General features: G+C 61.9%; 22 protein-coding genes and 3 tRNA genes. 12 read left to right on the top strand and 13 right to left on the bottom strand.

Annotated features, from left to right (window positions below; genetic code table 11):
- The first annotated feature begins 56 nt into the window (after positions 1-56).
- The 3 genes from VGH41_RS26280 to VGH41_RS26270 are packed head-to-tail and all read left to right on the top strand — an operon-like array spanning position 57 to position 2306.
- The gene (locus VGH41_RS26280; protein ID WP_331600592.1) at positions 57-746 is read left to right on the top strand and encodes an HAD-IA family hydrolase; all 690 of its coding nucleotides are present in this window, start codon (positions 57-59) and stop codon (positions 744-746) included.
- Positions 743-1912 carry a DSD1 family PLP-dependent enzyme gene (locus tag VGH41_RS26275; protein WP_331600591.1) on the top strand — a complete coding sequence of 390 codons (1170 nt, stop codon included), beginning with the start codon at positions 743-745 and terminating at the stop codon, positions 1910-1912. Before VGH41_RS26280 ends, VGH41_RS26275 begins: the two co-directional genes overlap by 4 nt.
- On the top strand, positions 1902-2306 hold the full coding sequence (locus VGH41_RS26270) for a RidA family protein (RefSeq protein ID WP_331600589.1): 405 nt from the start codon (positions 1902-1904) through the stop codon (positions 2304-2306). The genes VGH41_RS26275 and VGH41_RS26270 overlap by 11 nt, the downstream gene beginning before the upstream one ends.
- On the opposite strand, the gene VGH41_RS26265 is transcribed toward VGH41_RS26270, so the two are convergent.
- The 6 genes from VGH41_RS26265 to rph all read right to left on the bottom strand — a co-directional run bounded on the left by VGH41_RS26265 (position 2251) and on the right by rph (position 7434).
- Positions 2251-3657: an MFS transporter gene (locus tag VGH41_RS26265; RefSeq protein ID WP_331600588.1), complete on the bottom strand. Its 1407-nt coding sequence runs from the start codon at positions 3655-3657 to the stop codon at positions 2251-2253. The genes VGH41_RS26270 and VGH41_RS26265 overlap by 56 nt on opposite strands.
- A 223-nt stretch (positions 3658-3880) precedes the next feature.
- A complete protein-coding gene (locus VGH41_RS26260) occupies positions 3881-4330 on the bottom strand; it encodes a hypothetical protein (RefSeq protein ID WP_331600587.1) in 450 nt (149 codons plus the stop codon).
- A 352-nt stretch (positions 4331-4682) separates the two neighbouring features.
- A tRNA-Ser gene (locus tag VGH41_RS26255) sits at positions 4683-4772 on the bottom strand.
- Between the two features lie 52 nt (positions 4773-4824).
- Positions 4825-6051 (bottom strand): radical SAM family heme chaperone HemW, encoded by a 1227-nt coding sequence (gene hemW, locus VGH41_RS26250; RefSeq protein ID WP_414696723.1) that lies wholly within the window; start codon positions 6049-6051, stop codon positions 4825-4827.
- Entirely contained in the window at positions 6048-6701 is a 654-nt protein-coding gene (gene rdgB, locus VGH41_RS26245; protein ID WP_331600586.1) for an RdgB/HAM1 family non-canonical purine NTP pyrophosphatase, read from the bottom strand. Before rdgB ends, hemW begins: the two co-directional genes overlap by 4 nt.
- Complete coding sequence (rph, locus tag VGH41_RS26240) at positions 6694-7434, bottom strand: ribonuclease PH (RefSeq protein WP_331600585.1); 741 nt, start codon at positions 7432-7434, stop codon at positions 6694-6696. The genes rdgB and rph overlap by 8 nt, the downstream gene beginning before the upstream one ends.
- Before the next feature lie 258 nt (positions 7435-7692).
- Here rph and VGH41_RS26235 point away from each other — a divergent pair, with 258 nt between their 5' ends.
- From VGH41_RS26235 to VGH41_RS26215, 5 genes are all read left to right on the top strand, one after another.
- Positions 7693-8616 carry a YicC/YloC family endoribonuclease gene (locus VGH41_RS26235; RefSeq protein WP_331600618.1) on the top strand — a complete coding sequence of 308 codons (924 nt, stop codon included), beginning with the start codon at positions 7693-7695 and terminating at the stop codon, positions 8614-8616.
- Between the two features lie 43 nt (positions 8617-8659).
- Positions 8660-9340 carry a guanylate kinase gene (gene gmk, locus VGH41_RS26230; RefSeq protein WP_331600584.1) on the top strand — a complete coding sequence of 227 codons (681 nt, stop codon included), beginning with the start codon at positions 8660-8662 and terminating at the stop codon, positions 9338-9340.
- A gap of 60 nt (positions 9341-9400) precedes the next feature.
- The gene (gene rpoZ, locus VGH41_RS26225; RefSeq protein WP_006025620.1) at positions 9401-9604 is read left to right on the top strand and encodes a DNA-directed RNA polymerase subunit omega; all 204 of its coding nucleotides are present in this window, start codon (positions 9401-9403) and stop codon (positions 9602-9604) included.
- An 81-nt stretch (positions 9605-9685) separates the two neighbouring features.
- Entirely contained in the window at positions 9686-12058 is a 2373-nt protein-coding gene (locus VGH41_RS26220; protein WP_331600583.1) for a bifunctional (p)ppGpp synthetase/guanosine-3',5'-bis(diphosphate) 3'-pyrophosphohydrolase, read from the top strand.
- Between the two features lie 99 nt (positions 12059-12157).
- Positions 12158-12646 carry a phage protein NinX family protein gene (locus VGH41_RS26215; protein ID WP_331600582.1) on the top strand — a complete coding sequence of 163 codons (489 nt, stop codon included), beginning with the start codon at positions 12158-12160 and terminating at the stop codon, positions 12644-12646.
- 109 nt (positions 12647-12755) lie between these two features.
- On the opposite strand, the gene VGH41_RS26210 is transcribed toward VGH41_RS26215, so the two are convergent.
- A tRNA-Arg gene (locus VGH41_RS26210) sits at positions 12756-12832 on the bottom strand.
- Between the two features lie 97 nt (positions 12833-12929).
- Positions 12930-13006, bottom strand: a tRNA-Arg gene (locus VGH41_RS26205).
- Positions 13007-13126: 120 nt separating this feature from the next.
- Here VGH41_RS26205 and greB point away from each other — a divergent pair.
- Entirely contained in the window at positions 13127-13696 is a 570-nt protein-coding gene (greB, locus tag VGH41_RS26200; protein ID WP_331600581.1) for a transcription elongation factor GreB, read from the top strand.
- A gap of 82 nt (positions 13697-13778) precedes the next feature.
- Here the strand turns inward: greB and VGH41_RS26195 are convergent, their stop codons facing one another.
- Positions 13779-14927, bottom strand: a complete 1149-nt coding sequence (locus VGH41_RS26195) for a porin (protein WP_331600580.1) — start codon at positions 14925-14927, stop codon at positions 13779-13781.
- A 533-nt stretch (positions 14928-15460) separates the two neighbouring features.
- Entirely contained in the window at positions 15461-15709 is a 249-nt protein-coding gene (locus VGH41_RS26190; RefSeq protein ID WP_331600617.1) for a hypothetical protein, read from the bottom strand.
- 413 nt (positions 15710-16122) lie between these two features.
- Here VGH41_RS26190 and VGH41_RS26185 point away from each other — a divergent pair, with 413 nt between their 5' ends.
- Together VGH41_RS26185 and VGH41_RS26180 are read left to right on the top strand one after the other, a co-directional pair.
- Positions 16123-16326, top strand: a complete 204-nt coding sequence (locus VGH41_RS26185; RefSeq protein ID WP_074263676.1) for a cold-shock protein — start codon at positions 16123-16125, stop codon at positions 16324-16326.
- Between the two features lie 413 nt (positions 16327-16739).
- Positions 16740-17891, top strand: a complete 1152-nt coding sequence (locus VGH41_RS26180) for an exonuclease domain-containing protein (protein ID WP_331600579.1) — start codon at positions 16740-16742, stop codon at positions 17889-17891.
- On the opposite strand, the gene VGH41_RS26175 is transcribed toward VGH41_RS26180, so the two are convergent.
- The 3 genes from VGH41_RS26175 to VGH41_RS26165 all read right to left on the bottom strand — a co-directional run bounded on the left by VGH41_RS26175 (position 17888) and on the right by VGH41_RS26165 (position 22226).
- Positions 17888-18442 carry a chorismate mutase gene (locus VGH41_RS26175; protein WP_331600578.1) on the bottom strand — a complete coding sequence of 185 codons (555 nt, stop codon included), beginning with the start codon at positions 18440-18442 and terminating at the stop codon, positions 17888-17890. The two genes, VGH41_RS26180 and VGH41_RS26175, sit on opposite strands and share 4 nt — an antisense overlap.
- A gap of 281 nt (positions 18443-18723) precedes the next feature.
- Positions 18724-18873 (bottom strand): hypothetical protein, encoded by a 150-nt coding sequence (locus VGH41_RS26170; RefSeq protein ID WP_331600577.1) that lies wholly within the window; start codon positions 18871-18873, stop codon positions 18724-18726.
- Positions 18874-19556: 683 nt separating this feature from the next.
- Positions 19557-22226, bottom strand: coding sequence for an excinuclease ABC subunit UvrA (locus VGH41_RS26165; protein WP_331600576.1), 2670 nt, complete (start codon positions 22224-22226; stop codon positions 19557-19559).
- A 509-nt stretch (positions 22227-22735) separates the two neighbouring features.
- Here VGH41_RS26165 and VGH41_RS26160 point away from each other — a divergent pair.
- Positions 22736-24109, top strand: a complete 1374-nt coding sequence (locus VGH41_RS26160; RefSeq protein WP_331600575.1) for a site-specific integrase — start codon at positions 22736-22738, stop codon at positions 24107-24109.
- The last annotated feature ends 240 nt before the right edge of the window (positions 24110-24349 follow it).

Raw genomic sequence — 24349 nt, 5'->3', positions numbered from 1 at the left:
GATTGGTGTGATCTGATTTAAACACAATTGATGGATGCCGCTCTATAGTCGGGGTCATGAACGAGACCCGATCATCCGAAATCAGCAGTCAGTGGCCGAAGGCTGTGCTGTTCGACCTGCTGACCGCGTTGCTGGATTCCTGGAGCGTGTGGAACGCGGCCGCTGGCTCCGACGACGCCGGCCGTGCATGGCGCGCAGCGTATCTGCGTTTGACCTATGGTTGCGGTGCCTACGTCGCGTATGAAGAACTCGTGCGGCGCGCGGCAGCGAAGGTCGGCTTGCCCGAGTCCGCAGCGCTCGCACTCGAAGCGCGCTGGCTGGAGTTGCAGCCGTGGAGCGGTGCGCGCGAGGCATTGCAGGAACTCGCACCGCATTGCCTGCTGGCAGTCGTCACGAACTGTTCGACGCGTCTTGGCCGCGCGGCGGCAGCGCGGCTGGAGATTCGCTGGGATGCGATCGTGACCGCACAGGAGGCCGGTTTCTATAAGCCGCATGCGCAACCTTATCGTCTTGCCCTCGAACAGTTAGGCGTGCATGCACACGAGGCGGCGTTCGTCGCGGGCTCGAGCTACGACATGTTCGGCACCGCCGCACTTGGCTTAAGAACTTACTGGCACAACCGTGCGGGCTTGCAGCGCGTCGACGGCGTGCAGGCGCCCGAAATCGAATTGCCTCGCCTCGCGGCGCTGATACCGTGGCTGCGCGGTTTCAATGCATCCTCGACCTTCGACCCAATTTCCGCATGACCACATTGCAAACCCTCGACACTCCCGCTGCGCTAATCGACCGTGCCCGCATGCAGCACAACATCGAACGCATGCAGCAGCGCATGGACAGCCTCGGCGTGCGCTTTCGGCCCCATGTTAAGACCGCGAAATGCATCGACGTCGCGCGGGCCCAGCGTGATGCCGGCGCACGTGGCATCACGGTTTCGACGCTGAAGGAAGCGGAGCAATTTTTTGCCGCGGGCTTTTCGGACATTCTGTACGCCGTCGGTATCGCGCCGTCGAAACTGCCGCGCGCGTTGGCGTTGCGGCGCGCCGGCTGCGACCTCAAACTGCTGGTGGATCATCCCGACGCGGCGCGCGCGCTTGCCGCGTTCGGCAAGCAGCACGGCGAGGCCTTTGAAGTGTGGATCGAAGTGGATACGGATGGACACCGCTCAGGCATCCGTCCCGAGGACGATTTGTTGCTGGAGGTCGCGCACATTCTGCACGGTGGCGGTATGCAGATTGGCGGTGTGATGACCCATGCCGGTTCCAGTTACGAGCTGGACACGCCCGAGGCACTGGCGGCGCTCGCTGAACAGGAACGCGCCGGCTGCGTACGCGCTGCGCAACGGCTGCGCGATGCACACTTGCCGTGCCAGGGGGTGAGCGTCGGCTCGACGCCGACCGCGTTGCGCGCACAGAGTCTTGAAGGTGTGACCGAGGTGCGGGCAGGCGTCTACGTCTTCTTCGACCTCGTGATGCATAACGTGGGCGTGTGCGAGATCCGTGAGCTGGCATTGAGCGTCGTGACCACCGTGATCGGGCATCAGCCGGAGAAGGGTTGGGCGATTGTCGACGCGGGATGGATGGCCATGAGCCGCGATCGCGGCACCGCAAAACAGGCGCACGATTACGGTTATGGCCTGGTGGGCCGGCTCGATGGAACGTTGCTTGATGGCTATCAGATGATCGGCGCGAATCAGGAGCATGGAATCGTGGCGCGTGCGCAAACCGGAAATGCAGCGGAGGATGACGACTTGCGCGGCGCGTCCGATCAGGACATCGCTATCCGCCTGCCGATCGGCACGAAGCTGCGCATCTTTCCGAACCACGCCTGCGCAACGGGCGCGCAGTTTCCCGACTATCACGTGCTGTCCGCAGATGGCGCAATCATCGTATGGAGTCGCTTTCATGGCTGGTAACGAACACGACGCGCGGCTACCGCGCACGCAAAACCCCGCAGGGCTCGCGACGCCGGGCGGGCACTACAGTCATGTGGCGATCGCGAACGGCCTGGTGTTCGTGTCAGGCCAACTGCCGATCGATGCGCAGGGCCAGAAATTGACGGACGCATCGTTCGATGTGCAGGCCGAGCAAGTGCTTGCGAACCTGAAAGCAGCGCTCGCAGGCGCCGGCAGCAGTGTTGCGCAACTGGTCCAGGTGCGGGTGTATATCGCCGATATCGAACACTGGGTGAGCTTCAATCAGATCTACGCGCGCTGGGCGGGCGAGGCGAGGCCAGCACGCGCCATCGTGCCGGTTAGCGGACTTCACTACGGCCTGAAGATCGAAGTCGAGGCGACGGCAATGGTTTAGCGCGCCGTTTAGCGCGCCCGGGTGGCGTGTCTGACGCGATCCACCAGAGCAGCGCGGTCATCAGCGCGACGACGGCAGCGGTTGCAAGCGCAACGCGCAGTGCGGACGCGAACGGCTGCACAGCCGTGATGAAGCCGCCGAAGATTGCCACACCTAAAGCCGCGCCGCTTTGCCGGGCCGAGTTGAGAACGGCTGCGGCGACGCCGGCGTGATGTGTGTCGACGGTGCCCATCGCCGGTGAGGTTGCCGCGGGCGAGATGAACCCGGCGGCGAGTCCGATGGCCAGCATCGGTGCAATCGCGAGCCAATACGGCGCTGCAGGCGGGGCGGCGAGCATCGTCAAAGAGCCCGCGGCGTATAGCGTGAATGCGGCGCACATTGCTGCGCGTGGTCCGCAGAGTTTGACGATCCGGTTGGACGTGAGGCCGCCCGCCGCCACCATGGCGGTCATCGGCAGGAACGCCAGACCGGTTTCGAGCGGCGAGTAGCCATGCATCGTTTGATAGCCGATGCTGAAGATGAAGAGCAAGCCGTAAAACACCAGGGCCGACGCCATGGATACCGTCGTGGACGCCGAAAAAAGCGGATTCGTGAAGAACGAGAGCGGCAGCATCGGATGTGCGCGGCGCTTTTCGATCACGAAGAAAGCGATCCATGCAGCGCAACTCACGCATGCTCCAGACGCGATGAGAGGCATTCGCCAACCGAGGGTCGGCCCTTCGATCAGCACGGCAATCAGCGTCCCGAGCGCGACGATGGCGCTCGCTTGACCGGCGACGTCGAAATGCCCGCGCTGGCTGGCCGCTTCATGATTGACGGAGCGTGTCAGCCATACGCCGGCCAGGGCAATCGGTACGTTGACGACGAAAATGCTGCGCCAGCCGAGCCAATGGATCAGGATGCCGCCAAGCAGCGGACCGGACGCCATAGCAATACCGCCGCAACCCATCCACACGCCGACCGCGGATGCCTTTGCCGCTGGATCAGGAAAAGCCCGATTGATGAGCGCGAGGGAGCACGGCACCAGCATTGCACTGCCGACGCCTTGCAGCGCGCGGGCCAGCGTGAGCGTCAGCAGGTTGGGCGCGAAACCGCATAGCGCCGAGGCCAGCGCAAATACCGCGAGGCCGGCAAGGTAGACGGGTTTCGCGCCGAGCCGGTCCCCTAGCGTGCCTCCGGTGAGGAGAAGGGTCGCGAAGCTCAAGGTGTAGGCGTTGACGACCCACTGCAGTCCCGCGACATTGCTTCGCAGCGTTGAGCCGATCTGTTCGAGCGCGACGTTGACGATCGACGCGTCGAGCAGAACGATCGTGTAGCTGATGCTGGTGGCGCACAGGACTCGGCGCGCCATGGTTCGTTGCCGGGAGCAGCGTATCCCGTCGTCTGCGGCCTCGGGCATGATCGGCGTTCCGTCGTCTTGATGAGACTTCGAGTCTAGGAACTCCCGTGACGGAATGTTTCGACGCGTGGCGAAGGATGGGGACGGTAAATGTTTTGCTCTTGTGCGGGATTGGGGTTTAGTCCGCGCAGCTTCCTGTCGGGTAGTGGCGGGGGGAAGCCGGGGTAGACGCGTCTCAGTGAATCACGAGTGCATTCGACTGCGCGTTGGCGGCGCCCGACACCAGATTCAATCCGATATTCCCGCTCGCATGCGACAACGCGCCCGCGCCGAGTGTCGCATGACCGCTGCCCGTGATGGACGCCGACGCGTGCGCATCCTGTCGCGTCTCGATGTCCGCTGCTGGCGAGACGGCGAGCGCGATTTGATTGGCCTGCACATTCAGTGCCCCGGCGGCGACGTTGACACCGACATTGCCGGTCGCGCCGCGCAGGACATCCGCGCCGACCGATGCGCTCGAAGTTGGCAGCGTTGCCGTGCCGCCCGTCTGCTGGGCGGTAGAGAGCCGGGTGGTGTCGAAGAGGGCCGCGGCGTCGGGATCAGTCGGCGCAAGTGCGTAGACGAGCGCCGGTGAGGCACCGACGGCGAGCAATACCAGCAGGCTGAGTAACGGGCGAAGTTTCATGAGCGGCTCCGTGCGAGCCGTGGGGAGGCTCGTAAGCGGGGAATCGGCGCCTGGTGCGGGAAGTTGAGTGGGGGTTTTGCCGGGGGGGCGACGTCATCAGCTTGACCTCGTCGCGACCCACGAACAGTTGTCAACGAATCGCGACTACGCGGCCGGCCCAGGGACTCTGGTCGCTATTCATACGGACTCTGCGATTCGGCGATTTGCTGGCATCCCGAACTCATGTCGGGATGCCGAGCGATTGTATCCGTACGAACTGGATTCTTCGTCGAAGAGCGCTACCGCAGGGCGATGTTTGGCTCTCTGCCCGCAAACGAAAAACGGGCCTCGCGGCCCGTATTCATTGATGATCTGGCGGAGGCGGTGAGATTCGAACTCACGGAAGGATCACTCCTTCGCCGGTTTTCAAGACCGGTGCCTTAAACCACTCGGCCACACCTCCAAGCCCTAAATTGTAACCTGAAATCTTGCCGCTACGGCAAGTCCGCTCGCAATCACTGCGGGTCTTTCAGGAACAGCGCCTGTAGATCGTTGAGAAACGCTTGTCCAAGCGGTGTCGGCGCGATTTTTTCGTGGTCGCGCGTGATCAGCCGGCGTCGTTCCGCTTCCTGCAAGGCCGGTTCGATCGACGTCATCGACAGCCCCGTGCGCTCGATGAAGCGATGCACCGGAAAGCCCTCCACCAGCCGCAACGCGTTCAGCATGAATTCGAACGGCAGATCGCGCGCTCCGACCTCGTGTTGTTCGTGCACTGGCGCGCCGGCCCTGGCCTGTTCGATGAACGTCGTCGGATGCTTGTAGCGCATCTGCCGCAGCACGCGGTTCGGAAACGACAGCTTCGTGTGCGCGCCCGCGCCGATACCCAGGTAGTCGCCAAAGCGCCAGTAGTTGAGGTTGTGCTTGCTCTGCCGATGCGGCTTCGCATACGCCGACACCTCATAGCGCTCGTAACCGGCGGCAGCGGTGCGTTCGTGAATCCAGTCCTGCATGTCGGCGGATGAGTCGTCGTCGGGCAGCGGCGGCGGGAATTTCGCAAACAGCGTGTTCGGCTCGAGCGTCAGGTGATAGAGCGACAAATGGGGCGGCGCGAACGACAACGCCGTTTCGATATCCGCCTGGCACTGCGCGAGCGTCTGCTGCGGCAACCCGAACATCAGATCGAGATTGAAGTTGTCGAAGGTCGTCGCCGCGACTTCTACGGCATGACGTGCTTGCGACGCATCGTGAATCCGGCCGAGCGCCTTCAGATGCGCTTCGTTGAAACTCTGGATGCCCACCGACAGCCGGTTCACTCCGCTCGCACGAAACTGCGCAAACTTGTCTGCTTCGAACGTGCCGGGGTTGGCTTCGAGCGTGATCTCCGCGTCCGCGTCGAGTGGCAACAGCGCGCGCACGTCGGACAGCAAGCGGTCGAGCCCTGCCGCCGACAGCAGGCTGGGCGTGCCGCCGCCAATGAACACTGTATGCACCTGACGTCCCCAGACCAGCGGTAACGCCAGTTCGAGATCCGTGCGCAACGCGTCGAGATACTCGCCCTCGGGAAAGGCGTCACCTTTCCACTCGTGCGAATTGAAATCACAGTACGGACATTTACGCACGCACCACGGAAAGTGCACGTAGAGCGTGAGCGGAGGCAACGCACCCAGATGGATGCTGCCCGGCGAAGTGAATGCGCGAATCACACCCGCGCCCGCATCCGCGGCAGGTTTAATCGGAATCACACTGCCTCCGTCAGACGCGCGAGCAGCTGTCGCAACGCAATCGCGCGATGGCTACTGGCGTTCTTCACGGCCGGATCGAGTTCGGCGGCGGTCGCGCCGAGTTGCGGCAGAAAGAAGTACGGGTCATAGCCGAAGCCGTGCGCGCCGCGCGGCGCGTCGAGGATCTCGCCGTGCCAGCGACCTTCGGCAAGCAGCGGCTCGGGATCATCAGCGTGACGTACGAGCGCCAGCACGCAGAAATAGTAAGCGCGCCGGTCGTTGAGGCCCTGCATCTCTGCGACGAGCCGCGCATTGTTTGCGGCGTCGCTCTTCGGACCGCCGGCAAGCTGCGCATAGCGCGCCGAGTAGACGCCGGGCGCCCCGCGCAACGCGGCGACGCACAGTCCGGAATCGTCGGCCAAAGCGGGCAGGCCAGTGAGCTTCGCCGCGTGTCGCGCCTTGGTCAGCGCGTTCTCGACGAAGGTCGGATACGGCTCTTCCGCTTCCGGCACGTTGAGCGTGCCTTGCGCAATCAGTTCAATCCCCGCCGCATCCAGCAGCGCCGCGAATTCGCGCAGCTTGCCGGCGTTGTTCGACGCGAGCACGACCTTGCCGAGCGACACCTTCGTATCGCCCGAGGCCGCGCCGGCTGCGCCTTGACGATCACTCACTCTTCAACCCCAACGCTTCTTTCTGCTTCGCGACCAGCGTGCTGATGCCGTCGCCGGCCAGGTCGAGCAGCGCATTCATTTCGTCGCGCGAGAACGGCACGCCTTCGGCAGTGCCCTGAATTTCGACGAAGCCGCCGGCGCCCGTCATCACCACGTTCATGTCGGTGTCGCACTGCGAGTCTTCGTCGTAGTCGAGGTCGAGCACCGGCAGACCGTTGTAGACACCCACCGAAATGGCCGCCACGAAGTCGGTAATCGGCGAACTTTCGATGCGTCCGCTCGCGAGCAGCTTCGTCACCGCATCGTGCGCCGCCACGAAGGCGCCGGTAATGCTGGCCGTGCGCGTACCGCCGTCGGCCTGGATCACGTCGCAGTCGATGTTCATGGTGCGTGCGCCGAGCTTTTCCAGATCGAACACCGAGCGCAGCGCCCGGCCGATCAGCCGCTGGATTTCCTGGGTGCGGCCGCTCTGCTTGCCGCGTGCGGCTTCGCGGTCGTTGCGGGTGTTGGTGGCGCGCGGCAGCATGCCGTATTCGGCGGTCAGCCAGCCCTGGCCGCGATCACGCAGGAAACCCGGCACGCTCTCGGCAACGCTCGCGGTGCAGATCACCTTGGTGTCGCCGAATTCGACCAGCACCGAGCCCTCCGCATGCTTCGTATAGTGGCGCGTGATGCGCACATCGCGCAGCTGATTGGCGCGCCGGCCGCTGGGGCGTTGGGTGGTGTCGTTCATCGTTCGGAGTCTGGTTGGAGTCGTCCCGGACCGTGTCCTGGAGACGAAGCTTGGAGGGAAACGGCAATTTTACCGCCGATCCGTTGCAGCGGCTGCGGCGCGTGCGCCGGGGCGCTTTCCCGTGTGTCATCCGCACCGGCAGGCCGCGTCGCGGAAAATGGGATAATGCCGGTTCCACGCCCCGCCTCATCGACACGCCGGGCGTTTCGACACTCCGGCCATCCCGAGCGGGACATGGCCTCCATCGCGAGACAAATGATGATCTACAGCATGACTGGCTATGCGAGCGCCACGCGCGAACTCGTAGCGGCATCGGGCAACGGCGGCGTAAGCGTGTCGGTTGAACTGCGCACGGTGAACTCGCGCTTTCTCGATCTGAACTTCCGGATGCCCGAAGACGTGCGCGTCTGTGAGCCGACCTTGCGCGAAATGTTGATGAACAAGCTGTCGCGCGGCAAGGTGGATATTCGTATCAATCTGCAGCGTAGCGAACAGTCGGCCAATGCGGGCGCGATCAATCATGACGCGCTGGCGCAGCTCGCGCTGCTGGAGCGCGCCGTGGTGAACGCGTTTCCGGAAGCCGGCCGCCTGCGTACCGGCGAGATCCTGCGCTGGCCCGGTGTGCTGGCCGAAAGCGGCGTCGCCGCCGAGACCCTGCGCGACGCGGTGCTCGCCTGCGGCAAGCAGGCCATCGCGGACCTGATCGACGTGCGCGCCCGGGAAGGCGCGCAACTGGCGAACATGCTGCTGTCGAACGTCACGGAAATGGAGACGATCGTGGCGAAAATCACGCCGCTCGTGCCGGAGCTGATCACGCGGCATCAGCAGAAGATTGTCGAGCGGTTGCAGGAAGCGCTGGGCATCGCGGCGCCGGACACGGTGACGACCAGCATCTCGCGCGAGGAAATCGCCGAACGGATCCGCCAGGAAGTGACGATGTACGGCATTCGTATCGACATCACCGAAGAACTGTCGCGCCTCACCGCTCACCTGAACGAAACGCGTCACGTGATCGAGAAAGGCGGCAAGGTCGGCAAGCGCCTCGACTTCATGATGCAGGAGTTGAATCGCGAAGCGAATACGCTCGGCTCGAAAGCCGCGGCGAAGGAACTGGCGGATTCGTCGATGACGCTGAAGCTGCTCATCGAACAGATGCGCGAGCAGGTACAAAATCTGGAGTAATTCCGGAGCAACTTTCACTCTGGATCTGGAGCAACACGAACACATGACTGACCACACACGCGAAAGCAGCGCACCGCGCAATCCTTACGCCGGCGCTTACCCCGGCAACCTGTTCATGGTGGTCGCGCCTTCGGGCGCGGGCAAATCGACGCTCGTCAACGCGCTGCTCGCGCGCGACGAGGCGATCCGTCTGTCGATCTCCTACACGACGCGCCCGCCGCGTCCCAAGGAGAAGGACGGCGAGCACTACCACTTCACGACAGTCGACGATTTTCTGCAGCGTCACGCCGAGGGCGAGTTCCTCGAAAGCGCGGAAGTGCACGGCAACTACTATGCGACCTCGCGTTTGTGGATCGAAGAGCAGATGAAGAGCGGCCATGACGTGCTGCTCGAAATCGACTGGCAGGGTGCGCAGCAGGTGAAGAAACAGTTTCGCAATGCTGTCGAGATTTTCATCTTGCCGCCGTCACTCGAAGCGCTCGAAGAGCGTTTGAAGAAGCGCGGCCAGGATGAGCCGAACGTGATCACACGGCGTCTGCTGGCTGCCGGCAGCGAGATCGCGCACTCGGCGGAAGCGGAATACGTGGTGATCAACGAGAACTTCGATCGGGCGCTCGCAGAGCTGGAATGCCTCGTCGCCGCCACGCGCTTGCGCTTCGGTTCGCAATACGCACGCCACACGGACCTTTTTGTGCAGCTCGGCATCCACCTCCCGCACGCGTGATCGCGGCGGGGTATCGAGCACATAAGGTAGAATAAGCGACATACTGAGAAGGAACTCAACATGGCCCGCATTACCGTCGAAGACTGTCTGAAACAGATCCCGAATCGTTTCGAACTGGCACTTGCCGCAACCTATCGCGCTCGCCAGCTCGCTCAAGGCCATACGCCGAAGATCGAAAGCCGCGACAAGCCCACCGTTGTCGCGCTGCGTGAAATCGCGGCAGGTCAGGTCGGCGTCGAAATGCTGAAGAAGGTGCCGGTCTAAGGTACGCTTCATCTGTATTCGATTGCCATGTAATTCACTCAACGCGTGCAGACCGGCGTCCAACCCGATACGGAGGCGAACATGAGCACCACCCCCTCGCCCCCCGTCACGGAAGTGGAGCAAGAAGCTCAAGAAGGCGATTCCCCGGCCTCTGCACGCAAGTACATCGACGCGGTTCTCGAACAGTCGTTTCGCCATCTGTTCGGGCCGACCGCCACGCCGGAGCAGCCGCGCCGGCACGACGTCGTTTCGATCGCCAAGCTGACCTCCACACTGTCCGGCTACCTGTCGCCGGAAGAGATCAAGGAAGTCAAGGCGGCGTTCCACTTCAGCGACGAAGCCCACCTCGGGCAATACCGTCAGAGCGGCGAGCCTTACATCACGCACCCGGTTGCCGTCGCGGAGATCTGCGCGAGCTGGAAGCTCGACGCCCAGTCGATCATGGCGGCGCTGCTGCATGACGTGATGGAAGACCAGGGCGTGACCAAGGCCGAACTCGCCGAGCGTTTCGGCGCCAAGGTCGCGGAACTGGTCGACGGCTTGTCAAAGCTCGACAAGATGGAGTTTCGCAATCGCGAGGAAGCTCAGGCGGAGAATTTCCGCAAGATGCTGCTCGCCATGGCGCGCGACGTGCGCGTGATTCTCGTCAAGCTGGCCGATCGGCTGCACAACATGCGCACCCTCGGTGCCGTGCCGCCTGAAAAACGCCGCCGCGTGGCACGCGAGACGCTGGACATCTACGCGCCCATCGCTCACCGGCTGGGTCTGAACAATACCTACCGCGAGCTGCAGGACCTGAGCTTCGCGAACTTCAACCCGCATCGTTACGCCACGCTTGAAAAGGCTGTCAAGGCCGCGCGCGGCAATCGGCGGGAAGTGGTTGGCAAGATCCTGGAATCCGTGCAGCGGGCCATTGCCGAAGCGAAGATCGACGCCGAAGTCACTGGCCGCGAAAAGACCATCTTCAGCATCTACAAGAAGATGCGCGACAAGCAACTGTCGTTCTCGCAAGTGCTGGACGTGTACGGCTTCCGCGTGGTCGTGGAGAGCGCGCTGGAGTGCTACACCTGCATCGGTGCGTTGCATGCGCTCTACAAGCCGGTGCCGGGCAAGTTCAAGGATTACATCGCCATTCCGAAGGTCAACGGCTATCAGTCGTTGCACACCACGCTGGTGGGTCCGTTCGGCGCGCCCATCGAGTTTCAGGTCCGTACGCGCAAGATGCACGAGATCGCCGAAGCGGGCGTGGCGGCGCACTGGCTCTACAAGAACGGTGGCGCCGACCTGAACGACGTGCAAAAGCGCGCGCATCAATGGCTCAAGTCGCTGCTCGACATTCAGAGCGAAGCGGGCGATTCGAGCGAATTCCTCGAGCACGTGAAGATCGATCTGTTCCCGGATGCGGTCTACGTGTTCACGCCGAAGTCGAAGATCATGGCGCTGCCGCGCGGCGCCACGGCGCTCGATTTCGCGTACTCGATCCACAGCGACCTGGGTAATCAATGCGTCGCGGTGAAGATCAACAACGAATTGCTGCCGCTGCGGACCGAGCTGAAGAGCGGCGATATCGTCGAAGTGATCACGGCGCCGTACTCGAAGCCGAATCCGGCGTGGCTTGGTTTTGTGCGCAGCGGCAAGGCGCGCTCGGCCATCCGCCACTATCTGAAGACGATGCGCCTGAACGAGTCGGTGCAGTTGGGCGAGCGTCTCGTCGATCAGGCGCTCAAGGGCTACAACCTGGCGTTGTCCGACGTGACGCCGGAAGTCTGGGAAAAGCTGGTTCAGTGGACCGGCAACAAGAGTCGTCAGGAAATTTTCGCGGACATTGGTCTGGGCCGGCGCGTGGCGGCGGTGATGGCCAAGCGCATCGAAGTGCTGATGAGCGGCCTCGACGCTGACGACGACAGCCCGCGCCACGACGCCCACAATGCGCCGCATGCGCCTCCGGTGGTGATTACCGGCACCGAAGGCATGTCGGTGCAGTTGTCGGCGTGCTGTCGGCCGATTCCCGGCGACGACATCATGGGCTATATCGGCATTGGCCTCGGCATGGCGATTCACACCACGGATTGCCGGGTGGCCCAGCGCATTCACCGGCGTGATCCGGGCCGCTGGATCGACGTGGCATGGGCGCCGCAACCGGGACGTCTTTTCGATGTGGCGGTGAAGGTGCTCGTCAAGAACACTAAGGGCGTGTTTGCCCGGGTGGCGGCGGATATCACATCCGCCGACGCGAACATCGTGCACATTGCGATGGACGAAGACCTGTCGCAGGAATCGACGGTGTTGCGCTTCGTCATTCAGGTCAGCGACCGTGTCCATCTGGCCAATGTGATGCGCCGGGTGCGCACCAATCCGGACGTGATGCGCATTGCGCGTGAACGGCCGAGCGAGGAAGGGCATCACCGTCACGACGGCGGGATGCGCATCGACCGCGAACGCGCGGACTATTGAGGTGGCCGGCTGAGGTCGGGCCGCCGCCGAATCCTGCTATTCAAGACGCTGAACACTCACGCCGCGGGCGAGCTTCACCTGCACAGGAGGGAGAACGCGATGAACGTAGCTGATCTGACCGGCGTGGCGCTCGACTACTGGGTCGCCCGCAGCCTGCACGACTTCGTGCGCGAAATCCACTTTACCGATAGCGGCGAGACCGTATCCGTGCGCGGCAACGATCGCGGCCATCCCTGGGATGGGCGTTTCACGCCGTCCACGTCCTGGGAGGCTGCTGCCCTCGTACTGGAGCGCGCGCAACGGCTCGAGGTGCGTGAGTACGTGAACCGGCAGCAGGCGCACTGCGTCGCAAACTTCGAAGGCGGTCACCGGACGGTGGAAGGGCGGGGCGGGACGCTGCGGATCGCGCTGTTGCGCGCGTTCGTGGCGAGCCGCTTCGGCGATACCGTGGATGACATGGTGCGGCAGGCTCAGGCGCTGGTCGGCCTGCGTGCCGAGCCGATCGGTGAGCAGACGGTAGGACTGTCCGTCGAGGATGTGCCGAAGCCGGATGGGCAGATCGGGGACATAGGATCGGCGCCGCGCTAGGCGCTAGTGGTGGTCCCAATGCGAGATGCCCAGCGGGAATGCCTCGCTCCACAAATTCGGCTCAGCAAAAGCAAAGGGCCTTCCGTGTGGAAGGCCCTTTGCTTATGAATGGTGCGGCTGGCAGGATTCGAACCCACGACCCCTTGGTTCGTAGCCAAGTACTCTATCCAACTGAGCTACAGCCGCACGCTAAAACGGGTGCAATACAAAAGATTATGAGGCGAATGCTTCGATAATCCGGGTAAAACAGAAGGGCCTCCCCGGAGGGAGGCCCTCGAATAAATGGTGCGGCTGGCAGGATTCGAACCCACGACCCCTTGGTTCGTAGCCAAGTACTCTATCCAACTGAGCTACAGCCGCACGCAGAAACGAGATTATAGCAAAGCCAGAAAAAAAGGGAAGAGTGAAACTGCGATTTGTCTCACTGTCATGATCGTGTACCCTTGATGGGGCAGGGTTTGCTGCAGTCTATGGATGATCATGAACAAGGCCTTTGTCAAAGAGTCGAGCGAAGACAGTGATGACGATCTCGACGTCGCCCAACCGGCTATTCCCGCGGGCGCGAAAAACTACATTACGCCAGCTGGCTACCGCCGGCTGCGCGATGAATTGCTGCATCTGATCGATGAGGAACGCCCCGAAGTTGTAAAGCTGGTCTCCTGGGCCGCGTCGAACGGCGACCGCTCGGAGAATGGCGACTACATCTATGGCAAGCGTCGTTTGCGGGAGATCGACCGGCGCATCCGCTTTCTGACCAAACGGCTCGATCTGGCGGAGATCGTGGACAGCAGCAAGCAGGAGAACGTCGATCAGGTGTTCTTCGGCGCGACCGTCGAATACGCGACGCAGGATGGCGAGGATCACACCGTGACGATCGTCGGTGTCGACGAGGTCGACCTGGATCACGGAAAGGTCAGCTGGATCTCCCCGATCGCCCGGGCGCTGGTGAAGGCAAGGATCGGCGATCAGGTGACGCTGCGCACACCGGCGGGTCCGGAGCCGATCGACATTCTCGACGTCCGCTATCCACCGCCGGATACGGGCGGTTGAGCCACTCAGCGCCGCGTGACACAGACAAAAAAAGGCGCCGCAAGCGGCGCCTTTCAATACTGCTGATACTGCTAGATGCTTATTAGAAGCGGTGACGCAGGCCAGCCGTCACAGCGATCTGGTTTTGCGTTGCCGAAGCGGAGCTCAGACCGTTGATGATCGGGCCGATATCTTCGCTGTTGCTGCTGATGTGCTGGTATTCGCCTTGCAGGTACACGTCGGTACGCTTGGACAGCGCGTAGTCAGCTTGCAGGTTGACCTGGTTCCAGTTCGGGTTCACGCCGCCACCCATGTTGCCACGGGTGTACGTGTACGCGCCTGCCAGGCTCAGAGCCGGCGTCAGAGCGTAGCGGATGTTGCCTTCAAAGTTCTGGAAGCGCGCGCCACCGTCGATGCCAACGCCCTTGGACGTGCCCGATTGGGTCGGCGAAACCAGCGAACCGTCGTTCAGGTTGGTTTGCGTGTACACGAAGCCAGCCGTTGCCGGGCCGAACGTGTAGTTGACGCCACCACCGAACGTGCGCTGACGTGCTGCAGCGAACGTGTACTCACCCGTGACCGCACCGGCGTTGCTTGCTGCGAGCGACAGGTTGTTCGGGTTGTTGTTCAGTTGCAGGTAACCAGCCGCAAAATTCAGGCCGCCGTAGTTGTACGACGCGCCGAAGCTGTATGCGCGGTTGTTCGCGAAGCCGTCAGCCGTGTTCGAGAAGCCGTACAAACCGCCGAACTTGAAGCCGCCGTAGTTAACGCTCGAGTACTTGACCGAGTTGTTGATACGGATCGAGTTGTTCAGGTTGTCGTTGTCGAACGGGTGGGCGAACTGCGTGCCGCCGTATTGCGTGCCGGTCAATGCCAGCGGTGCCAGGTAGTCGACCACGCTGTCATATTGACGGCCGAGGGTCACGGCACCGAACTGGTCGCTTGTCAGGCCAACAAATGCCTGACGGCCGAACAGACGGCTGCTTTGCTTCAACGTGCCGTTATTGAGGCCGAAACCGTTTTCCAACACGAAGATTGCCTTCAGGCCGCCACCGAGGTCTTCCGAACCACGCAGGCCCCAACGGCTACCGTTGATCGAGCCGCTGGTTTCTTGCCATGCCGAGTGGCCGCCCTGGTTGTTCGTGTAGGTGATGCCGGCGTCGATCAGGCCGTACAGCGTGACGCTGCTTTGTGCGTGTGCTGCAGTTGCAAAAACGCCCGTGAGGGCGGCGACCATGAGTGTCTTTTTCATCTTTGTAACTCCGAGAACAGGATGGGCTTTGGAAACCCAGGCTTCGAGGAAACATCACGCTTTCGCTGCGAGAGGCGAATTTGATGCGTGAAACGCACGGTTGACCAAGCGTGCTCGTTTCCGGACAGGCAGAGTGTAAGGATGGGTTTGGCGAGCGGACATTCCAATTTCCGCAATAAAGTATTACGCAATGCGCAATGATCGGTGTCGCGGTTTGGGGCCTTGCTAGCAAAGGCTTCCCGTGGCTGGATGGGGTTCTGCGGGGAGGTGTCAACGAGATGCGTTGTTCAATTACTACACCAAACGATGTGCAGAAACAACACGAAAAGAAGGAAAGACGCGATTGTTGCCGGCAACGCAACAGAAGATTGCCGGCCATGTCGCGAATCGGTCAACGCGTCGGCGCTATACTGAAGAGGCTGCTTTTCGAAGCAGACTTTTTCGTTGACGAAAAAGATCTCCAAACCTTTGTCGGCGCGACTTCCCAGTCGCGCTTTTTTTGTCCCTCATTCCTGAGGGCCATCCGAGCCGCTTTATCGGCCCTGGATGGCCAGCCCGGCAGAGGTAAATTCGAAGTCGGTGACGACGCTCCAATCTTCCATTACATAGTGCCGTGCATCCATTGGGGATGACAGCAGGTTCTGCCAATGGTCCCCGTGCCACATCGGATCAAAGTCGAAACTGGATGAGGAGGCGACGGCTTGCTGCGCCCCGTCTGCCGGCGCCTCGCGGCGCGAGTGCGAGAACCACGCAAGGATGCGGCGGAATTCGTTCAATAGCATGACGATCTCCTGATACGTACTGCTGAGGTCCATCATGATTTGATCGCCTGGGCCGAACAACTCGGACAAACACTTACGATTGACATGATTTGTTACATTGCCCGGAAAGTTTTCCCTTGTGTTGCTCAACTGTGAAACGCGTGCAGTAGGAATGACATAACGGTATTTAGTTGTTACTTAATATCCGTGTGACTTTGCGTTAAATCAGTCGTTTGATTCAATATGATCTGGCGGATAAGCGTTTATTAAAAATTTGCTTGACGATCGATCTTGCTTCCCCGTATAACGGCAAGGCTGAATTTTCGATTGAAAGACATGGCGCCGCAGCGCTGTCGTGTGCCTCTATTCGCGAGGCGTCGTAATCGGCATGAGGGCATTGCCCGTTTTATTCAAAATTTTGAGGAAACTGGAACATGGAAACCGGTATCGTAAAATGGTTCAACGATGCTAAGGGCTTTGGCTTCATCACATCGGACTCGGGCGGTGACGATCTGTTTGCACACTTCTCGGAAATTCGCGCGGAAGGCTTCAAGTCGCTGAAGGAAAACCAGCGCGTTTCCTTCGAAGTGAAGACTGGCCCGAAGGGCAAGCAGGCGGCCAACATTCAGCCGCTGTAAGAACGCCGCGTCGTGCGGTCTTATAATGACTGCACTGTGACACGAAGAAAAACCCTCGCGTAGGCGAGGGTTTTTTATTTTCTACGCAGGATCGACGAACTCCGCCAGTTGCCAGGACGATGGCCGATATTTACTATACCGGTCTGCTATCCGGATTATCAGGCGCCTCTTGTATAAGAGTCTGTCTGCCTGATTGGACACCCCAGGTTTTCAGGTATATAAATTTATCGGGTTTTTCCCAGTGGGTTTCAAAAAAACATAATGAGCCGTCTGTCTCTTTCGCGGTAAGGGTAGAGGAAGCCGGTTGTCTCGCCTTCCTGTTTAAACGCTGAAATCATCATGTCGCTCGCATGGTTGCGGCCCAACTGGTGCATACTTGCCGCAAGTCACGTACCGAACCGTCTATTTCCCCCATGGCTGAACCGCTTCTGCAGAATCCCGCTATCGACACCCCGATTGCCTTCGTCGACCTTGAAACTACAGGTGGCTCGACGGGCGAGCATCGCATCACGGAAGTCGGTGTTGTCGAGGTAGGGCCAGAAGGCGTGACGCGCTGGAGCACGCTGGTCGACCCGCGGCAGCCGATTCCGCCATTCATTCAGCAATTGACCGGCATCACCGACGCCATGGTGCGGGGCGCGCCCACTTTCGATTCAATCGCCCCCGGGCTATTCGAACGGCTGAACGGCAAGCTGTTCGTTGCGCACAATGCCAGTTTTGACCGCGGCTTTCTGCGTGGGGAGTTCCGTCGAGCAGGCCTCGCGTTCAATCCTGATGTGCTGTGTACCGTGCGGCTGTCGCGCGCGCTCTTTCCTTCTGAAAAGCGTCATGGACTTGACGCACTGGTCGAGCGGCACGCGCTCGTGCCTTCGGACCGGCACCGCGCGCTGGCCGACGCCGATCTGCTCTGGCAGTTCTGGCAGCGCCTGCATGGCCTGGTACCCGTGGACGTGTTGCGCACGCAGATCGACCGCACGCTACGGCGCTACAAGCTGGCAGGCGACATCACGGAAGATCTGCTGGACACTGCGCCGGCTGGGTGTGGGATTTATGCGTTCTATGGAGAAGGGGATTTACCGCTGTATGTCGGACGTAGCGTGCGTCTACGTCAGCGTCTGCGTTCCCATCTGACGGGCGAACGGCGCTCCGCAAAGGATATGCGGCTTGCACAGCAAGTCCGGCGAGTTGAGTGGCTCGCGACCGGCGGTGAACTTGGCGCCATGCTGGCCGAGGCGCAGTGGATCGCGACGTTGCGTCCGGGCCAGAACCGCTTGCCGCGGATCGCGAAGAGCGACCCAGCGGATGCTCCCTGGCCGTTCGACGGCCCGATCGTCTTCGAGGAGCATGACGGCGAGCTGCAGGCACGGGCTTTTCATGTGGTCGATCGTTGGCGCTACGTCGGGCATGCACCGTCGCTGGACCAGGCGGCGAGCTTGCATGCATCGAGCGTCGCAGGTCCGTTTGAACTGTCCACCTACCGGATCCTGCAATCGCATCTCGCGCGCGGATTGCGGGTGATGCCGCTCGGCGTGCCGCTGGCCGCCCGCGCCGAGAGCCTCGCTTAGCCGGTCGCGCCGACGCCGCCCGATTCGCACACGTGTCCGAGCGCATGGACGAGCGCGCTGGAGCGTGTGGAGTCGTAGCGCGTCAACGACTTCCAGTTAGCAATCCCGTCCGCCACGCGTGAGGGACAGTCCGGCGCCGTTCGCAGCGTTTGCACGCGTGCGAGTCCCGCGATCAACGACTTCGTCAGCTGATCAAGCTGGGGGCGGGTACTCGTGGCGAGGTCGGGCGCCGCGCCTTCGGGCGGCCGCGTGGCGCGCCATGTGTCGAATAGCGCGGTCTGTACCTCCTTGCTCGCATCGATCTGATCCTGGAAGAACGCTCGCGCGAACGCCGGGTCGACTTGCGCCGCCGCGGCGCGCTTTTCCACCTCGGCGAGCAACGCGGCTTCGCGAGGCGCATCAGTGATCGCCTGATGATGCGCCCATTTCCAGCGCGCGACCGGCTCGGCCAGATTGAGGCGTTGCGAGACGAGCGAAATCAGATTGGTCAGCGCGGTGTCGTCGCTATCTGCGTGAGCGGGGGCGAAAGCCAGTGCGGCGGAGAGTGCCATCCCGCCAAAAACGCCACGAAGGGACGAACGATTCATGTCGGAGAGTTGACCGTGTGGTCAAAGCGGAGAAGCACGAAGAATAAACGATGCGCCAGGGAAGCGCTGAGCGTCGGAAACAAAAGGAGGACCGCCAGGACGCGGGTGTACGCGCTGGATACAATCCAGCGCGACTAGACCAGGCTAGCGCCGCGCCGCGCAAAAGCCTGGGTTATTCAGGCGCGTGTTAACCCCGGTCACGCCCAAAAGGCGTGTCCCCGATGCTGCAACGCGGCAGAGCTTGACTACTTCTGCTCGCACGACTTGCGTTGTTCGTCAAAGAACGCTCGAACATGCTCGGGCAGTTCGGCGCCCAGGAACTCAACGCCAGCGGGTTCCGGATCCGGGCAAAAAACTTTATCCGGGGTCGGAATCTTGGGCGGTTTGGCATCCATGATATTTCTCCTTTACGAACCGATTATCTGCCTCGGTCCCCGTTTTGCACCAGTGCGGTAAAGCACGGAAGCAGCTTTTCATTCGCAATTTGTTGCTTTAACGGCACACCGTCACCGCACTTGAATCCGTCTGAATAAAATTTAACGATTGCCGGCATTTTTGAACGGTCGCACTTAAAACCGGCGTCAATTCGCCGCACTGCATTTCGGATCGCCGAGCTGGGCGGTTCGAGTGAACGGCTTGGCTGCCCTCAGCAACGCCCGGCTTCCGGCGGCGGTCATCAGCTTCGACCGGGACCCATCTTTCGCGTCTATCCACGCCCACCAGGCAACATTCTTTGTGCATTGCAGCGCGGGAGCGTGGCACTTGCCATGTGCTAGTCAGGACGCCTTAAGTAAAAGATTCCGCTGCACTGCACACAGGTTAAATATTGCCACTTCAACCCGTTTCACTTCATACACACAAAGTAGACGAATAGCGTCCCAATTTTTTGTTAACGAACGGTTACATGTATCCGTTGACGCGTCATTACCACTTTTTAATTGGACTTATCAAATGAAGAATGCACGTCGCATTTCGAACGAATGCGACGCACATTGATGCGCAGTGGAATGTTCAAAGGCCGGCCGGTATCACGTCGACGAATAAGGCGGCGGCACTTGCGACCCAGGCCGCGCGCAGCTCACGCCGACACGCTTTCCTTCAGATAAGCGGCCGTGCGGCTCGCGGCCACCCGTACGACATCGGCCGGTGTGCCGCTTGCGACGACCTTGCCGCCGGCATCGCCCGCGCCCGGGCCGATGTCGATGATCCAGTCGCTTTGCGCGGCGACACGCATGTCGTGTTCGACGACGATCACCGTATTGCCCGCGTCGACGAGACCCTGCAGTTGCACCATGAGCCGGTCGACGTCGGCGGGATGCAGACCCGTCGTGGGCTCGTCCAGGATGTAGAGGGAGTCGCCCCGCTGCGAGCGTTGCAACTCGGTCGCGAGCTTGATGCGCTGCGCCTCGCCGCCCGACAGTTCAGTGGCCGGCTGGCCGAGCCGCAGGTAGCCCAGCCCGATGTCGCGCAACACCGTGAGTGCGCGCATCACGTGTGCTTCGCCTGCAAAGAAATCGCACGCGGCGTCGACCGTCAGTCCGAGTACTTCGGCAATGTTCTTGTCACGCCATTTGACTTCCAGCGTTTGTGCGTTGTAGCGGGTGCCGTGGCAGGTCGAGCAGGGCGCGTAGACGCTCGGCAAGAAAAGCAGTTCGACGCTGACGAAGCCTTCGCCTTCGCAGGTCGGGCAGCGCCCCTGCGCGACGTTGAACGAGAAGCGGCCCGCGCCGTAATGCCGTTTGCGCGCTGCCGGCGTTTCGGCGAACAGTTTGCGGACGTGATCGAAGAGACCCGTGTAAGTGGCAAGGTTCGAGCGCGGCGTGCGGCAAATCGGCTTCTGATCCACGCGCACCAGCCGTCGCACGTGTTCCATGCCTGCGACGATCTGGCCGCTGGTCGGAATCTCAGCTGCCGCGAGGAGCGGATCCGGTTCGTCTTCGTCGACGCTTTCGATCACGCGCCCGAGGCGGCCGGCAACCAGTTCCGGCAATGCCTGGCTGACGAGGCTCGACTTGCCCGAGCCGGACACGCCTGTGACCGCCGTGAAGCACCCTAACGGGAAAGCGACATCCAGCTGCTGCAGATTGTTGCGCGTCACGCCGGCGAGTCGCAGCCAGCCGGTTGGCAAGCGCGGCGTGCGGGCGACGGGGATACGCGGCGCAAACAGATGCAGGCGCGTCTGTGAAGCTTCGATTGCCGCGAGCCCGGCGGGCGGTCCGCTGTAGATCACGTGTCCGCCCGCTTCACCGGCCGCCGGTCCGACGTCGACCAGCCAGTCGGCGCGACGCATCGTTTGCAGATCGTGTTCGACAACGAAAAGCGAATTGCCCGCTTCCTTGAGTCGCCGCAACGCGGTGAACAGCGCTTCGCCATCCGCGGGATGCAGTCCGGCGGATGGTTCGTCGAGCACATACACCACGCCGAACAATTGCGAGGACAACTGGGTGGCGAGTCGGAGCCGCTGCAATTCGCCGGAGGACAGCGTCGGGGTGCTGCGCTCCAACGCGAGGTAGCCGAGCCCAAGGTCGATGAGCGTAACCAGTCGCTCCAGCAACTCTGCGGCGATGCGCTGCGCGGCCACCCGCTTTTCCGCCGACAGATTGGGCGTGCGCCGCACATCCGGCGACGCCTGATGTGCCGATCCGCCGGCGGCAACCCGTCGCGCGGTTGCATCGAGTCGGGCGTGTTTGCTGAGCACGCTGTCTTTGCTCACAGACGCGGCGGTCTCGTCCTCCGGCCACTTGCCCTGTGCGATGGGCTCGAGGAGGGCGGCGAGGCGCGCGAGCGGCAAGTGCGACAACTCGGCGATATCGTAGCCGGCGAAGCTCACCGATAGCGCTTCCTTCTTGAGACGTTTGCCATGGCAAGTCGGACACTCGCTGCCGATCATATAGCGCGACACGCGCTTTTTCATCAGCGCGCTTTGGGTGTTGGCGAACGTGTGCAGCACGTAGCGGCGCGCGCCGGTGAACGTGCCCTGGTAGCTCGGTTCAAGCTTGCGCTTGAGCGCCGCACGCGTCTCCTTGGGGGTGAGTCCGGCGTAGACAGGTACAGTAGGTTGCTCATCCGTGAAGAGGATCCAGTCCCGGTCCTTCCTGGGCAAATCGCGCCAGGGGGTATCCACGTCGTAGCCAAGCGTCACCAGAATGTCGCGCAGATTCTGTCCGTGCCAGGCCGGCGGCCATGCGGCGACGGCGCGCTCGCGGATCGTGAGCGAGTCGTCGGGCACCATCGATTTTTCGGTGACTTCGTAGATGCGTCCGAGACCATGACAGGTCGGGCAGGCGCCCTGAACTGTGTTGGGCGAGAAATCTTCGGCGAAGAGCATGGGCTGCTTCGGCGGATAGCTGCCGGTGCGCGAATACAGCATGCGTACGAGGCTCGACAAGGTGGTGACGCTGCCGACCGACGAGCGGGCGCTTGGCGTGCCGCGTTGCTGCTGCAGCGCGACCGCGGGCGGCAGGCCCTCGATGGCATCGACTTGCGGCACTCCGACCTGATCGATCAGGCGCCGCGCATAGGGCGCCACCGATTCGAAATAGCGCCGCTGCGCTTCGGCATACAGTGTGCCGAACGCCAGCGACGATTTGCCCGAACCTGAAACGCCGGTGAAGACGACGAGCGCGTCGCGAGGAATCTGGACGTCGACGTTCTTCAGGTTGTGCTCGCGAGCGCCGCGCACGCGCACAAAGCCGGTGGAGGCGGGCAGGGTCGGTTCGGCAGGCGGCTGTTCTTCAGGAAAGTTCATGGCAGGTGAGAACGGGGCGGTGGGCGAGCGTCGGCGTCACGATCAGCGGGCGTGGTTTTCCAGGCGCGCGATGTCTGGCGAATCAGCGTAACCGAAGCCCACCCCGCATGGGCGGAGTCAGCATCGTGGCAACGCAATGCGCGTGCCCGTGAAAATCATGAGGGCGCTTTTGAGGGGGCGTTAGGAAGGTTTTGGCCGTTCGCGTCGAATGGGAGGACTCGCGGAGACTTCCCAAAACAAAAAGCCCAGTCGCAATGACTGGGCTTTTTGCTTGAATCTGTTGGTGCCGGAAAGAGGAATCGAACCCCCGACCTTCGCATTACGAATGCGCGAAATATGGCATTTCTTCGTGTTGATTTGCATTCATGTAATCCGGTGGAAACACCTGCCACAAGGGAGTATTGGCGTGTTGTTCGCATATTTGTATTGACCCGAATTGATCAGTTATCCCATAATTGGGTTACACAGTGGTTACATGGACTCATGTACGCGATCCGAAGGGGGCGAGCGTGGCAAAGGTCAATTTCACGGCGGCACGGGTCAACGCGCACAAGTGCGCTGCCGGCAGGTCGCAGTCGTTCCTGTGGGACAGTGACACCCCGGGCCTGGGCCTGCGCGTGACTGCTGCCGGTTCCAAGGCATACATTTTCCAGGGCAAGCTTGGCGGTGCAACGGTGCGCGTGACCATCGGTAGCCCTGATTCGTGGCCCATCGAGACGCAGTATCGGAAGGTTGACGGCGAGCGACGGGAAGACGTGCGCGGTGCTCGCCAAGAGGCGCGCCGCCTGCAAACGCTCGTCGACAGCGGTATCGACCCGCGCGAACACGCCGCCGAGCAACGCGCCGCCCACGAAGCCCGCAAGGTCGAAGCGCGCCGCCATGCCGCAACCGTTGGCGAAGCATGGGCCGATTACCTCGATTACCTGAGGACGGCTATTTCCCCCAAGACGAAACAGCCCCGGTCGGCCCGTTATCTGGCCGACCATATTGCGCTCGCAGCTCCGGGAGGGGAGCCGTTGAAGCGCGGCAAGGGGAAGACGGTGCGGGGGCCGCTCGCGCCGTTGATGCCGCTCAAGTTATCCAGGCTGACGGCAAAGACGGTTGCAACCTGGCTGGAGGATGAGGCCCGCGAACGCCCGACCAATGCAGCACATGCCTATCGACTCTTGAAGGCGTTCATTCGGTGGTGCGGCGGACAGGACGAGTATGCGGGAACCATCGCGCCGGACGCCTACGATTCGCCCAAGGTAACGGCGGTGCTACCGCAGAGCAAAGCCAAGGACGGCGACTGTTTGCAGCGCGAGCAGTTACTCGCATGGTTCGATGCGGTTCGCGAGATTCGGAACCCGGTTATCTCTGCCTACTTGCAAGCGCTATTGCTGACCGGCGCACGCCGCGAGGAAATGGCCGCGCTGAAATGGGCCGATGTGGACTTTCAGTGGCGCAGCCTGCATATCGCGGACAAGGTGGAGACCGAGACGGGCCGCCTCATCCCCCTGACGCCATACCTTGCATCAGTGCTGGTCGCCTTACCGCGCCGAAATGACTGGGTATTCAGTAGTCCCGCCGCCGCCGATGGCAAGATTGCGGAGCCGCGTATTGCACATAACAAGGCGTTACAGATGGCTGGACTGCCGCACGTTACCTTGCACGGCCTGCGCCGGTCATTCGGCACGCTGGCGGAATGGTGCGAAGTGCCGGTCGGCGTCGTGGCACAGATTCAAGGCCACAAGCCGAGCGCAATTGCCGAAAAGCACTACCGCCGCCGCCCGCTCGACCTGCTTCGCATGTGGCACGACAAGATCGAGGCATGGATCTTGGGTCAGGCCGGGATTCAATTCCGGGTCGACGATGTGGCTGTCGGTTTGCGTGTCGTGGTGTGAGTACGCTGAACGTGGCCGTCACGGTGCCGGTAAGATTCGACCCGTAGCGGTAGTCCGCGATGCGTGAATGTTGGCAAACGCCTAGTTCACTGAAGACGTCCGGCAGATACTTTCCGCGTGGGCGGGCGCGCAGCGTCGATCAGACACCAGGAAGCCCGCGGCATGACAGATGGGAGGAAAGTGCGACGGCGCGGCCAGCACTCAGGTTAAACGTCGTCAGGCCACCGATCACGATGGTGA

Origin of the sequence: Paraburkholderia sp. (assembly GCF_036488795.1) — a bacterium.
Lineage (GTDB): Bacteria > Pseudomonadota > Gammaproteobacteria > Burkholderiales > Burkholderiaceae > Paraburkholderia.
Note: the sequence above shows the minus strand (reverse complement) of the source record. Positions and strands in the feature narration are given on the sequence as shown.